The organism is Pseudomonas sp. PA-7-1E (genome assembly GCF_021605325.1).
Taxonomy (GTDB): domain Bacteria; phylum Pseudomonadota; class Gammaproteobacteria; order Pseudomonadales; family Pseudomonadaceae; genus Aquipseudomonas; species Aquipseudomonas fluorescens_BV.
Genome location: NZ_WKFA01000054.1, coordinates 1 through 12885, shown reverse-complemented (window position 1 = coordinate 12885; position 12885 = coordinate 1). Strand labels below are relative to the sequence as shown.

The following is a 12885-nucleotide window of genomic DNA, read 5'->3' as shown; positions in this document are numbered from 1 at the left end:
GGCATTCTCAACGGTAGACGCTCAGCGCCAGGGCGCCGAACAGGCAAGCGAACAGGCTCAGGCGCAGCAGCGCCGGGTGCCAGAAGAAACGGTACAGGTCGAACCCGGCCAGGAAGCGATCAATCGCCCAGGCCAGCCCGGCTGCGATCAAGAACATCAGGGTCATGGTCGGCATATAGATGCCGTGGAATGCAATTTCACGAGGCATTCGGGGCTCCTTTGAGGGCGGCCAGAGGCGATTGCGGGTCGAGCAACGAGGTGCGAATAAAGTGCAGGTAGCTCTTCACACGGCGCAGGGCCGAGGTGTCGAAGTGCGGGGCGAAGGGTTCGTCGGTGGCCTGCACACGGCTGATCGCATGGTCGACGGCAATCAACCCGCGCTCCAGGTTGCTGGCGCTGGGTTGCAGGAACAGCCGCACCAGCGAGCGCCCCATCACGCGGATCGCCTGGCGCCACGGCTGCGATTCGGCATACGCCGGGTGCACCGGCAAAATCGCCTGCTCCTTGCGCAGCTCGATGATCGCGTGGCCGACCTCCAGCACCACGAACATCCAGCGCAGCAAATCGCGCTGCACCTGCGGCTCGCCGGCCGCGAGGCCATACGCCTGGTGCAGCAGGTCGCGGGTGCGGCTTTCAAAGCTCGACGCCAGGCCCTTGAGCTTGCCGCTGATGGCATACACCACTTGCTCACGCAGGTCTTGCTCCAGGCGGCGCCACAACCAGCGGCTGTTGGGCGGCAGGATGATCGCACCCGCCGCCGCGCACACCAGCATGCCGATGACCATGGCGATGTAGTCGTTGATAAAGGTGTAAGGGTTGTAGACCGTTAGGTTATCCGGCACCGAACCGGTGCTGAAGAAGATCAGCAGGCCCACACCCACACCGGCGTATTGCGGGCGTGAAGACAGAAAGGCCCCGAAGATGATCACCGGCGCGAGCATCACGCACAGCAGCGGGAAACCGTCGATCCAGGGGAACACGAAGAACATTTCGACAAAGCCGACCAAGGCGCCGATCAAGGTGCCGCAGGCCATCTGGAACGCCATGCGCTTGGGGTTGGGCGTGGCAGCAGACAGGCCCACCGTGGCCGCCGCGATCAGGGTCATGGTGGCGCCGCTGGGCCAGGCAGTGGCCACCCAGTAACTGCCCAGCACAACCAGGATAAACGAGGCGCGCACCCCGGCAGCGGCACAGGCCAACCAGTTGGTCTTTGGCGTGTAGGCTTCGTGCCAATCCTCCCGCGCATGGCGATGCTCGGCCAGGGACGCGTGGGTTTGCGCGTAGTTGTGCAGGTCGTCGACGAAACGGTACAGCAGCTCGTAGGCAGTGTGGAAATCCAACTGCTCGGCGTCCGTCGGGTTGCCCTCCTGGAAGCTCGCCCGCAGGCTGCGCACCTTGGCGGGCAGGCCGTCCTTGTAGGCGCTCAGTTGGTTGACCAGGCGCGCGGCATCGGGGCTGGTGAGGGCGCGGCCAGAGAAGCTGTCGAGCACTTCGGCCAGGTCTTGCAGGCCGGGTTTGATCGCTGCCACCACATGGTCGGCCTCATCGGCGCGCAAGCGTTCGAGCAATTGGTGCAAGGCGTTGAAGCGTGTGGTGATGCTCATGAATTCGCTGTTGAGGCGACTGAGCCGCCCGTTGCGCCGACGCATGTGCGGGTCCTCAAACACGGTGACGCTACGCAAGCCTTCCAGGCCCACGGCTTCGGCAATAAAGCGCACGTTGCTGGCCTCGAAGCCTTCGCGCTGGCTGCGCCCGCGCAGGCCGTCAGTCACGAACAGCGCGAACACACCGAAGCGCTGGTACAGCGCGTTGCGCATGGCGGCGCTGGAGGTCTGCGGCAGGATGGCGGCGCTGACCAGTGTCGAGCACAGTATCCCCAGGGAGATTTCCAGCACCCGCCACACCGCCGCCATGAAGGCGCCGTCCGGGTGGGCCAGGGCCGGCAGGCCGACCATCGCCGCGGTGTAGCCGGCGAGCACGAACCCATAGGCGCGAAAGTTACGATTGCGCGTGGCGCCAGCGGTGCAAATGCCGACCCAGATCGCCAGCGCACCGAGGAACAGTTCGGTGTTCTGCGCAAACAAAGCGATCAACAGCACCATCACCGCCGAGCCTGCCAAGGTCCCGAGGAAGCGATAGAAACTCTTGGCGAACACCTGGCCGCTCTGGGGCTGCATCACGATAAATACGGTGATCATCGCCGTGCGCGGTTGCGGCAGTTCCAGGCGCATCGCCAGCCACAGCGTCAGGAACGCAGCGACCAGCACTTTGAAGATATACACCCAGGTCACGCCATCACTGCGTGCCCAGTCGAAAAAACCACGGCGCCACTCAAGGGAATGCAGCCAGCGCAGCGGTGCAGGCAAGGGAGTCATCAAGGCCTACTCAGTGATCAAACACGGCGAGCGCCGCCGGAGTCTTGCTTGGGAGTGTCTTGGCAGCCGTGGGCACATCGTCGCCAGCACCGAGGCCGCCGCCCAAGGCGGTCACCAGCTCGGCATGGGCGCTGAGGCGTGCCGCCTGCACCTGTTGTGCGATCTGCTGCTGGCGAAACAACAAGGTTTGGGCGTTGAGCACGTTGAGGTAGTCAGTGAGGCCACGTTGATAGGCGACCATGGCGATGTCGTAGGTTTTCTGCGCCGAGGCCACCGACTGCGCGGCGAAGGCCGACTGTTTGTCCATGGACTCGCGGCGGATCAACTGGTCGCTGATGCCCTTGAGCGCATTGACCAGGGTCTGGTTGTACTGGGCCACCGCGATGTCGTAGCCGGCACTGGCTTCACCCAATTGCGCACGCAGGCGGCCGCCGTCGAAGATCGGCAAGGTGATCGCCGGGCCGACGTTGTAGTTGAATTTCTTGCCGGCCAGGAATTCCAGCATGCCGCCGCCGGTGGCCATGTAGCCAAGGCTGCCGACCAGGTCGACGTTGGGATAGAAGCCTGCATGAGCCACATCGATACCCCGTGCCTGGGCTGCTACCTGCCAGCGGCTTGCAACCACATCCGGGCGTTGGCCGAGCAATTGCGCCGGCAGGCTGGAGGGCAATTTCAACGGCGCGGCGAGGGCCAGGGTCGGGCGCTGCAATTGCGCGCCCTCCCCCGGGCCTTCGCCGGCCAACGCCGCCAGTTGGTTACGGCTCAGGGCGATTTCCTCGTCCAGGGCATCCAGTTGGCGATGGGTTTCCGGCAGCGGGGTTTCAGCCTGGCTGACGTCAAAGTGAGTGCCGATCCCGGCGCTCAGGCGTTTGTTGGCCAGGTCCAGGATCTGCTGTTGCTGGGCCAGGGTGGCGGCCGCGATGTCGCGGTTGGCGTACTGCAACGACAGCTGGATATAGGCGCGCACCACGTTGTTTTGCAGTTCGAGTTGGGCCAGGCGCGCTTCGGCGGCGCTCATGTGCGCCAGGTCGACCGCACGTTCGGTCGTGTAGCTTTCCCGGCCCCACAGGTCGAGGGCGTAGCTCAGTCCCAGGGACGAATTGTTGTCCCAGGTGTTGGCGCCGCTCAATTCGCCAGGACCGTAGAACTGATCCTTCGGCCAGTTGTGGCGCTTGAGGGTGGTGTCGCTGTTGATCTGCAGCGACTCGGCCGACTCGGCCACGCCGACCAGCGCCCGAGCTTGGCGTACGCGGGCGGCGGCCACGGCCAGGCTGGGGCTGTTGCGGGTGGCGAGTTCGACCCAACGGTTGAGCTGCGGGTCGCCGTAGGCCTGCCACCATTGGGCGGTGGGCCAGTGGGCGTCGCGGGCGGCGCTCTGGATCGCGGCGTCGGTGGCCAGGCTATTGGCGTTGATCGCCTGGCCCTGCGGGGCGATTCCTCCGGTTCCGATGCAACCGCTGATGACTGACGTTAAGGCCCAAACACTGAGAGTCTTCAGCTCTCTGCTGATGCGACGCGGCACGGCAAGCGAATTCCTGAGAGGGTGTTGCGGGAGAGGTGGCGCAATTCTAGGCGGCGCCAGGGAGGACGATAAGCTGGCATTCTTGTGAATCTTTGTTACCGTTCAGGCGATAATCCGTTGGTAGGGATCACTGAAAGCGTAACTTTCTGTCACAATTTGCTATCTCCCTTGAGAACACTCCATGGACACTTTGCAAAACATGCGCGCCTTCAGTTGCGTGGCCGAAGCCGGCAGCTTCACCGCCGCCGCCGTGCAACTGGACACCACCACGGCCAACGTCTCGCGCGCGGTCTCCAACCTTGAGGCCCACCTGCAAACCCGCTTGCTCAACCGCACCACCCGGCGCATCGCGCTGACCGAAGCCGGCAAACGCTATTTGCTGCGCTGCGAGCAGATCCTCGCCTATGTCGAGGAGGCCGAGGCCGAAGCCAGTGACGCCCATGCGCGCCCGGCCGGGCAGTTGAAAGTGCACACCATGACCGGCATCGGCCAGCATTTCGTTATTGACGCCATTGCCCGCTATCGCCGCACCCATCCCGACGTGACCTTCGACCTGACCCTGGCCAACCGCGTGCCGGATTTGCTCGACGAGGGCTACGACGTGTCCATCGTGCTGGCCAGCGAACTGCCGGACTCAGGTTTCGTTTCCCAGCGCCTGGGCATCACCTACAGCATCGCCTGCGCCTCGCCGGACTACGTCAAGGCCAAGGGCTGCGCACAGCGGCCCCAGGACTTGCTCAACCATGCGTGCCTGCGCCTGGTCAGCCCGGTGGTACAGCTGGACAAATGGACCTTCAACGGCCCTGAAGGCCAGGAAAGCGTGGCGATCAACAGCTCGCCTTTCCTGGTTAACTCGGCCGATGCGATGAAAACCGCGATCACCAGCGGCATGGGCGTCGGCCTGCTGCCGGTGTACGCCGCCATCGAAGGGCTGCGCAACGGCACACTGGTACGGGTGATGCCGACCTACCGTTCCCAGGAGCTGAACCTGTACGCCATCTACCCCTCGCGCCAATACCTGGATGCAAAGATCAAAACCTGGGTGGAATACCTGCGCGGTTCGTTGCCGGAAATTCTGGCGGCGCACCAGGCGGAGTTGGTGGCGTATGAGTTGAGCGGTGGTGTGCGGATGGCGAACTGATTTTGAAATGCTGCTTCCCACCCCCTATAAATTCATTGTGGGAGCTGGCTTGCCTGCGATGACGGTGGATCAGCCAACACAATAGTGGCTGACACACCGTCATCGCAGGCAAGCCAGCTCCCACATGTTGAGTGGAGTTCTGCCATGAAAAAGACTGTCCTGGCCTTCAGCCGTATCACCCCACCGATGATCGAACGCCTGCAACAGGATTTCGAGGTGATCGTGCCCACCCCCAAGTTGGGTGACATCAACGCACAGTTCAACGAAGCCCTGCCCCATGCCCATGGTTTGATCGGCGTGGGCCGCAAGCTGGGCCGCGAGCAGCTTGAAAGCGCGAGCAAGCTGGAGGTGGTGTCCAGCGTGTCGGTGGGCTACGACAACTACGACGTGCCGTACTTCAACGAGCGCGGGATCCTGCTCACCAACACCCCTGATGTGCTCACCGAAAGCACCGCCGACCTGGTCTTCGCCCTGCTGATGAGCAGCGCCCGCCGGGTGGCCGAGCTGGACGCCTGGACCAAGGCCGGCCAATGGAAAGCCAGCGTGGGCGCGCCTTTGTTTGGTTGCGATGTGCACGGCAAGACCCTGGGCATCGTCGGTATGGGCAATATCGGCGCGGCCGTGGCCCGGCGTGGGCGCCTGGGCTTCAATATGCCGATCCTTTACAGCGGCAATAGCCGCAAGACCGCGCTGGAGCAGGAACTGGGCGCGCAGTTTCGCAGCCTGGAGCAGTTGCTGGCCGAGGCGGATTTCGTCTGCCTGGTGGTGCCGTTGAGCGACAAGACCCATCACCTGATCAGCACCCGGGAGCTGGGGTTGATGAAGTCCAGCGCGATCCTGATCAATATCTCCCGTGGGCCAGTAGTGGATGAGCCTGCGCTGGTCGAAGCCCTGCAAACCCAGCGTATTCGTGGTGCCGGGCTGGATGTGTACGAAAAGGAACCGCTGGCTGAATCGCCGTTGTTCCAACTGAGCAATGCGGTGACCCTGCCGCATATTGGTTCGGCCACCGGTGAAACCCGCGAAGCCATGGCCAACCGCGCCGTGGACAACCTGCGCAGCGCCCTGCTGGGCCAACGCCCGCAGGATCTGGTGAACCCACAGGCCTGGAAGGGCTGACACCCCACCCCACTGTAGGAGCGAGCTTGCTCGCGAAAAACGTCAACGATAACGCGCAAAATCTGTTTTAACGCGGCGCTTTGAAGTTCTTCGCGAGCAAGCTCGCTCCTACAGTTTTCGAGGACAAGGTCGATAACGGTGTATAGATCGTCATCCCTGATCCACAGAAGGTTTTTATGTCCACCACCAAAGCCCGCGCAGACTCACTCTCGCTTCTGCTCTTTACCTTGCGCAGCGGCAAGCTGATGGCCATCAACCTGTTGAAAGTCAGCGAGATCATCCCCTGCCCGCCGTTGACCAAGCTGCCGGAGTCCCACCCGCACGTCAAAGGCATCGCCACCTTGCGCGGCGCTTCGTTGTCGGTGATCGACTTGAGCCGCGCCCTGGGTGAAATGCCCTTGCAAGACCCGGATGGCGGCTGCCTGATCGTCACCGATGTCAGCCGTTCCAAACAGGGCCTGCACGTGCAGGCGGTGAGCAAGATCGTGCATTGCCTGACCACCGATATCCGCCCGCCTCCCTACGGCTCCGGCGGCAATCGGGCGTTTATCACCGGGGTTACCCAAGTGGAAGGTGGCCTGGTGCAGGTGCTGGATATCGAGAAAGTCATCCATGGCATCGCCCCGGCACCGATTGAAGCGGCGCCGACCGACCTGACCATGGAAGAAGCCGAAGTGCTGGGTAACGCCCGCATCCTGGTGGTGGACGACAGCCAGGTGGCTTTGCAGCAATCGGTACACACCCTGCGCAACCTCGGCCTGACCTGCCACACAGCCCGCAGCGCCAAGGAAGCCATCGACGTGTTGCTGGAGCTGCAAGGCACGGTTGAACAGATCAACGTGGTGGTGTCGGACATCGAGATGTCTGAGATGGACGGCTACGCCCTCACCCGCACCCTGCGCGAAACCCCGGATTTCAAGGACCTCTACGTGCTGTTGCACACCTCCCTGGACAGCGCGATGAACAGCGAAAAAGCACGCCTGGCCGGTGCCGACTCAGTCCTCACCAAATTCTCATCCCCAGAATTGACCAAATGCCTGGTCGTCGCCGCACAAACCGTGGCGCAAAAGGGCCTGTAAGCCTTGGGCGAGTATTACCAGCTGCTGCGTCGCGACCTCACCGGCAGCCTGCCCGCCCCGCAGTGGCCAGCGGATACCCGGCTGGATCATTATCGCGATGAACTGGCCCCGGCAATCCATGCCGTGCTGCGCATGACCCAGGACCAGGGAGGCGGCCGTGTCGGCCACCTGGATGAGTGGCGCCAGCAGTTCGTCACCGATGCCGAGTACGACCCGACGCTGTGCCTGGTGGCCAGTAACCACGACGGTGTTCTCGCAGTGGCCCAATGCTGGACCAGCGCCTTTATCAAGAACCTGGCCGTACACCCCTGCGCCCAAGGCCAAGGACTGGGCCGCGCCTTGCTGCTGCACAGCTTCCAGGTATTCAAGCAGCGCGGTGAACCCTATGTGGACCTCAAGGTGCTGGAGAGCAACCTGCGCGCCCGGCAACTGTATGAAAGTGCGGGCATGCGATTTGTGCTGCGCGACATCGTATCCAAGGGCTGATCCTCACTGGCGCATAACTTGCTTCCAGAGCCCCTGAGCGGTAGATAGAGGTAAAAACCCGTCACCCCTCAAGCGTGCCCTCTGACCTTGCCTGGTGACAGATCCGCCATGAACACACACTTTTCCTGCGTCGGTTGCGGTAAATGCTGCAGCGACCATCACGTGCCCCTGACCCTCGAAGAAGCCCGCAGCTGGGCGGCGGACGGCGGCAACGTCATCGTTCTGGTCGAGGGCTTTCTCGGCAATGGCCTGGGCCTGCCCCTGCAACAACGGGAACACGCTGAGCGCCGCTCAGTGGTCGTGCCTAGCGGCAATACCGAGGCGTTTGTGGCAATTACCTTTGCCGCCTATAACGCCGGACGCTGCCGGAATCTTGACGAAGACAACCGCTGCCGCATCTACGAACGGCGCCCGCTGGTGTGCCGCATCTACCCGATGGAGATCAACCCGCATATCCCACTGAACCCAAGCGCCAAGGACTGCCCGCCGGAATCCTGGGAGCAAGGCCCTGCACTGATCGTCGGTGGTGAGTTGATGGATGCGCAACTGGCCGAGCTGATTCGCCGTTCACGCCAGGCCGACCGTGATGACGTGCAGACCAAAGAAGCGGTGTGCGCGTTGCTTGGCATTCGCACGACCGCACTCAAGGGCGACGGGTTTACCGCGTACCTGCCGGACATGCAGGCGTTTGCCCAGGCCATTGAACAGGCGGTTGAACTGCCGGCAATGGCCAATGAATGGGTGTTTCATGTGTCGGGGATGGACATCGCTGAACAGGTGCTGGATGCCGGGGCGCGCATTGCCACCGAGGTGCCGGCCAATTATGCGTTTATCTCGTTGAGGGCGGCTTAGGCTACTACGGCCTTATTTTGGCGTAGGTATCTACTCAACTTCAGCGCGACGCTGGACCTGTGGCGAGGGAGCTGCTCCCGCGACGGCCTACCATTCGACGACAATTTCCCTGACGCCCCTCGATCCAACTGTGGGGTGTCAGCTAGATAGTCGCAGGCTGTCAGGCCGTCATCGCAGGCAAGCCAGCTCCCACATTTGGAGCTCGGAGTGTCAGGTAGATAGGCGCCTCTCGGGAACAGAGTTGCACTCACACATTAGCGCTCATGGATGGGCAGGCAACACATCGAGGCGATAGGGCTGGAGGATGCGTTGGTATTCGCCATTGTGCATCAGTTGCTCAAACGCGTGATTAAGCTCATTACGCAACGCGGTATCGGTTTTTCGCACCGCAATCGCCACGCTATTACCCAGCAGGCCAGACGACACAGGCGGCCCCATGAAATTGAAGTCCAAGCCCTGGGGCGTGTCTAGCAGGGCCTCTCGGATCTCCACGGCGCCTTGAAGGGTCGCGTCAATATCGCCCGAAACCAGGCTCTGCACCAGTTGGTCGTTGAGCCAGAAACTCCTGATGATTACCCCTGCCGGCGCCCACTGCGACAGGGCAAAGGCTTCCCGATTACTGCGCACCAGCACCCCGACACGCTTGCCCCTGAGCGACCGTCGATTAGGGCGCAGGCCCGAGGTTTTACGCGCCACCAGCCGAGTGGTGATCGGGTAGAGATCACGGGTGAAACTCACCCGTCGCCGTCGACTGCAGGTGGGCGCCATGCCCATGATCGCGTCGAACTGCCTGGCCTCAAGGGCGGGGAAATTTTCCATGACGATCTGGTCAACCCAGGTACAGCGCACGTTGAGCTGCTCGCACAGGGCATTGCCCAGTTCAATGTTCAGCCCCACCAATTGCCCTTGGGAATTGCGGCTTTGAAAAGGCGGAAAATGTGCAGCGACGGCGAAACGGATTTCACGCCGCGGTTGAACGTCGGCGGCAACGACACTTGTCGAGAGCAAGAGGGCAAGCACCGCACAAAGGTGTATCAGGGCCACGGGAATGTCCTTTTCCGGAAAGCTGACTCACCACGCCCCGATGAGCGTCATCGGGACGAAGCAAACGCTGTGCAAGCTTTCAAGAATCGGTCGCAGACCTACAAGCAGAAATGTCCACGGGCGATGTAGGCAACTGCCTATAACGCACGCAACGCTTTAATCTCAGCGTTTACCCATGGAGCGGCGAGTGCCCGGAGGCGCCATGCCTGGCGTCTTGGTATGGCCGTTCTTGGCGCCGCCTTTGTACCAGGGCTGGCTGGCATTCTTGGCGCCAGCCAGCTCACCCGGTTTGAAGGGGAACTTGAACGCCGGGATCTCGGCTTTTTCAACGCCGTCGGCGGTGGCCGAATCGACGGGGTCAGCCGCGTCGACAGGGGGTTGGGTTGGGGACGTCATAGGGGCTCCGGCGCAGCGATAGGCGTAAAAGCGCCAGTATACGGGGGCAAAGCGGCAAGCGGTAAGCTTCAAGCCACAAGTAAAAAGCGCTAGCTGTCGCGGCTGTCAGTTTGGCGTCACCGTGCTGACCGCATTACCGGGCTATAAAGCAGCTACCCAACCTTCAACTGGCAGCTTGCAGCTTAAAACGTGCAACTGCGCCCGGCGCCTCCCATGCAGATAAAACGAAACACGGCCCTGATGGTGGGCATCCTCTTGGTATTGGCGGTGGCCGCCTGGGCAGTAACACGGCCTGCCAAGCCCCGCCTGGCAGCGGCCACGGCGATCCCGGTACGGGTAGTGAGCGTCGCGCAACAGGACGTTCCCAGGTTTGTCAGCGGCATAGGCTCAGTGCTGTCGTTGCACAGCGTGGTGATTCGCCCGCTGATCGACGGCATCCTCACCCAGTTGCTGGTCAAGGAAGGCCAATCGGTGAAAGCTGGCGATCTGTTGGCTACCATCGACGACCGCTCGATCCGCGCCAGCCTCGACCAGGCCAAGGCGCAATTGGGCGAAAGCCAGGCACAGTTGCAAGTGGCATTGGTCAATCTCAAGCGTTACAAGGCGCTAAGCATCGACGACGGTGTGTCGAAACAGACCTATGACCAGCAACAGGCACTGGTCAACCAGCTCAAGGCCACGGTGCAGGGCAATCAGGCGGCCATTGATGCGGCTCAAGTACAACTTTCCTATACCCAGATTCGCTCCCCGGTCAGTGGCCGCGTGGGCATCCGCAACGTGGACGAAGGCAACTTCCTGCGCATGAGCGACACCCAGGGGCTGTTTACCGTCACCCAACTCGACCCGATTGCCGTTGAGTTCTCGCTGCCACAGCAGATGCTGCCAACCTTGCAGGGCCTGATCGCCGCCCCCACCCGGGCCACCGTCGACGCCTACCTGGGCGCCGACACCGATGGCCAGACCGGCGACCTGCTCGGCGAAGGCCACCTGAGCCTGATCGACAACCAAATCAGCTCCACCACCGGCACCCTGCGGGCCAAGGCCGAGTTCAGCAACCCGGCGCATAAGCTATGGCCGGGACAACTGGTGACCATCAAAATCCAGACGGCCCTCGACAAGAACGCCCTGGTGGTGCCGCCGACCGTGGTGCAGCGTGGGCTGGACTCACATTTCGTGTACCGCGTAAACGCTGACAAAGTCGAGGTGGTACCGGTGCAAGTCGCCTACCAGAACAGCGACATCAATATCATCAAAGGCGTGCGGGCCGGCGATGTGCTGGTCAGCGATGGGCAATCTCGGCTCAAGGCCGGTGCGCAGGTGGAGGTGCTCAAGGAGCCGCCGCAAGTGATCCACACCGCCGACGCCCAGGTGCAGCCATGAGCGCAAGCCGGTCGCCCTCAGCCTGGTGCGTTGATCACCCGGTCGCCACCCTGCTGTTGACCTTCGCGTTGGTGTTGCTGGGGATTATTGCCTTCCCGAACCTGGCCGTCGCGCCACTGCCGGAAGCGGAATTCCCGACCATCCAGGTTACCGCGCAACTTCCTGGCGCCAGCCCGGACACTATGGCCTCATCGGTGGCCACGCCTCTTGAGGTGCAGTTCAGTGCCATCCCCGGCATGACCCAGATGACCTCCAGTAGCGCCTTGGGCTCCAGCCTCTTGACCCTGCAGTTCACCCTGGAAAAAAGCATCGACACCGCCGCCCAGGAAGTCCAGGCCGCGATCAACACCGCGTCCGGCAAGCTGCCCAGCGACATGCCGAGCTTGCCTACCTGGAGGAAGGTCAACCCGGCAGACAGCCCGGTGTTGATCCTCAGCGTCAGCTCCAGCAGCATGCCCAGCACCGAGCTGAGCGACTACGTGGAAACCCTGCTGGCGCGCCAGATCAGCCAGATCGACGGCGTCGGCCAGATCAACATCACCGGCCAGCAACGCCCGGCGATTCGCGTGCAGGCCTCCCCTGACAAGCTCGCGGCCATTGGCCTGACGCTCGCCGATATACGCCTGGTCATCCAGCAGTCGAGCCTCAACTTGGCCAAGGGCGCGATCTATGGCGACAACAGCGTGTCCACCCTGTCGACCAACGACCAGCTGTTTCACCCTGAGGAATACGGCCAACTGATCGTTTCCTACAAGAACGGTGCGCCGGTTCAACTGCGTGATATCGCCAACGTCGTCAACGGCTCGGAAAACGCCTACGTACAAGCCTGGTCCGGCGATACGCCTGGGGTGAACCTGGTGATTTCGCGCCAGCCCGGCGCCAACATCGTCGACACCGTCGACCGCATTCAAGCCGAGCTGCCGCGCCTGCAAGGCATGTTGCCGGCCTCGGTGCAGGTCAGCGTGTTGACCGATCGCACCAAGACTATCCGCGCCTCACTGCACGAAGTGGAAATGACCCTGCTGATCGCCATCCTGCTGGTGGTGGCGGTGATGGCGTTGTTCCTGCGTCAACTGTCGGCGACGCTGATTGTGTCTGCGGTGCTGGGTGTCTCGCTGGTGGCCAGTTTCGCCCTGATGTATGTGATGGGGTTCAGCCTGAACAACCTGACCCTGGTGGCCATCGTGATCGCCGTGGGCTTTGTGGTGGACGATGCGATTGTGGTGGTGGAGAACATCCATCGGCACCTGGAGGCAGGCATGGGCAAGCGCGAAGCAGCGATCAAGGGCTCGGGTGAAATTGGCTTTACCGTGGTATCCATCAGCTTCTCGCTGGTAGCAGCGTTTATTCCGCTGTTGTTCATGGGCGGTGTGGTCGGGCGGTTGTTCAAGGAATTTGCGTTGACGGCCACCGCGACCATTCTGATTTCAGTGGTGGTTTCGCTGACATTGGCACCGACGCTGGCCGCCTTGTTCATGCGTGCCCCTACCC

12 protein-coding genes are annotated in these 12885 nt (G+C 62.3%); 7 read left to right on the top strand and 5 right to left on the bottom strand.

What is annotated here, in order from left to right; genetic code table 11:
- Positions 1 to 7: 7 nt before the first annotated feature.
- From GIW79_RS24175 to GIW79_RS24165, 3 genes are read right to left on the bottom strand one after another with little or no spacing between them, the layout of a single operon-like run.
- Entirely contained in the window at positions 8 to 208 is a 201-nt protein-coding gene (locus GIW79_RS24175) for a DUF1656 domain-containing protein (protein ID WP_005784982.1), read from the bottom strand.
- The gene (locus GIW79_RS24170) at positions 198 to 2375 is read right to left on the bottom strand and encodes an FUSC family protein (protein WP_072447117.1); all 2178 of its coding nucleotides are present in this window, start codon (positions 2373 to 2375) and stop codon (positions 198 to 200) included. Before GIW79_RS24170 ends, GIW79_RS24175 begins: the two co-directional genes overlap by 11 nt.
- Before the next feature lie 10 nt (positions 2376 to 2385).
- Positions 2386 to 3897 carry an efflux transporter outer membrane subunit gene (locus tag GIW79_RS24165; RefSeq protein WP_236453708.1) on the bottom strand — a complete coding sequence of 504 codons (1512 nt, stop codon included), beginning with the start codon at positions 3895 to 3897 and terminating at the stop codon, positions 2386 to 2388.
- Between the two features lie 181 nt (positions 3898 to 4078).
- Here GIW79_RS24165 and GIW79_RS24160 point away from each other — a divergent pair, with 181 nt between their 5' ends.
- From GIW79_RS24160 to GIW79_RS24140, 5 genes are all read left to right on the top strand, one after another.
- The gene (locus GIW79_RS24160) at positions 4079 to 5038 is read left to right on the top strand and encodes a LysR family transcriptional regulator (protein ID WP_034126355.1); all 960 of its coding nucleotides are present in this window, start codon (positions 4079 to 4081) and stop codon (positions 5036 to 5038) included.
- A 144-nt stretch (positions 5039 to 5182) separates the two neighbouring features.
- Positions 5183 to 6157 (top strand): 2-hydroxyacid dehydrogenase, encoded by a 975-nt coding sequence (locus tag GIW79_RS24155; protein WP_236453954.1) that lies wholly within the window; start codon positions 5183 to 5185, stop codon positions 6155 to 6157.
- 176 nt (positions 6158 to 6333) lie between these two features.
- Positions 6334 to 7236 carry a chemotaxis protein CheV gene (locus tag GIW79_RS24150; RefSeq protein ID WP_014716988.1) on the top strand — a complete coding sequence of 301 codons (903 nt, stop codon included), beginning with the start codon at positions 6334 to 6336 and terminating at the stop codon, positions 7234 to 7236.
- Between the two features lie 3 nt (positions 7237 to 7239).
- Complete coding sequence (locus GIW79_RS24145) at positions 7240 to 7722, top strand: GNAT family N-acetyltransferase (RefSeq protein WP_060763541.1); 483 nt, start codon at positions 7240 to 7242, stop codon at positions 7720 to 7722.
- A gap of 108 nt (positions 7723 to 7830) precedes the next feature.
- The gene (locus GIW79_RS24140; protein ID WP_236453952.1) at positions 7831 to 8574 is read left to right on the top strand and encodes a YkgJ family cysteine cluster protein; all 744 of its coding nucleotides are present in this window, start codon (positions 7831 to 7833) and stop codon (positions 8572 to 8574) included.
- Positions 8575 to 8835: 261 nt separating this feature from the next.
- Here GIW79_RS24140 and GIW79_RS24135 read toward each other — a convergent pair whose 3' ends face one another.
- Both GIW79_RS24135 and GIW79_RS24130 read right to left on the bottom strand, forming a co-directional pair.
- Positions 8836 to 9618 (bottom strand): transporter substrate-binding domain-containing protein, encoded by a 783-nt coding sequence (locus tag GIW79_RS24135; protein WP_034126351.1) that lies wholly within the window; start codon positions 9616 to 9618, stop codon positions 8836 to 8838.
- Positions 9619 to 9780: 162 nt separating this feature from the next.
- A complete protein-coding gene (locus tag GIW79_RS24130; protein WP_105225809.1) occupies positions 9781 to 10014 on the bottom strand; it encodes a hypothetical protein in 234 nt (77 codons plus the stop codon).
- Between the two features lie 213 nt (positions 10015 to 10227).
- Between GIW79_RS24130 and GIW79_RS24125 the strand changes: the two genes are divergently transcribed.
- Together GIW79_RS24125 and GIW79_RS24120 are read left to right on the top strand one after the other, a co-directional pair.
- Positions 10228 to 11394 (top strand): efflux RND transporter periplasmic adaptor subunit, encoded by a 1167-nt coding sequence (locus GIW79_RS24125; protein WP_236453950.1) that lies wholly within the window; start codon positions 10228 to 10230, stop codon positions 11392 to 11394.
- The coding region (locus GIW79_RS24120; protein ID WP_236477423.1) for an efflux RND transporter permease subunit at positions 11391 to 12885 on the top strand (1495 nt) is incomplete at its 3' end. The genes GIW79_RS24125 and GIW79_RS24120, both read left to right, overlap by 4 nt.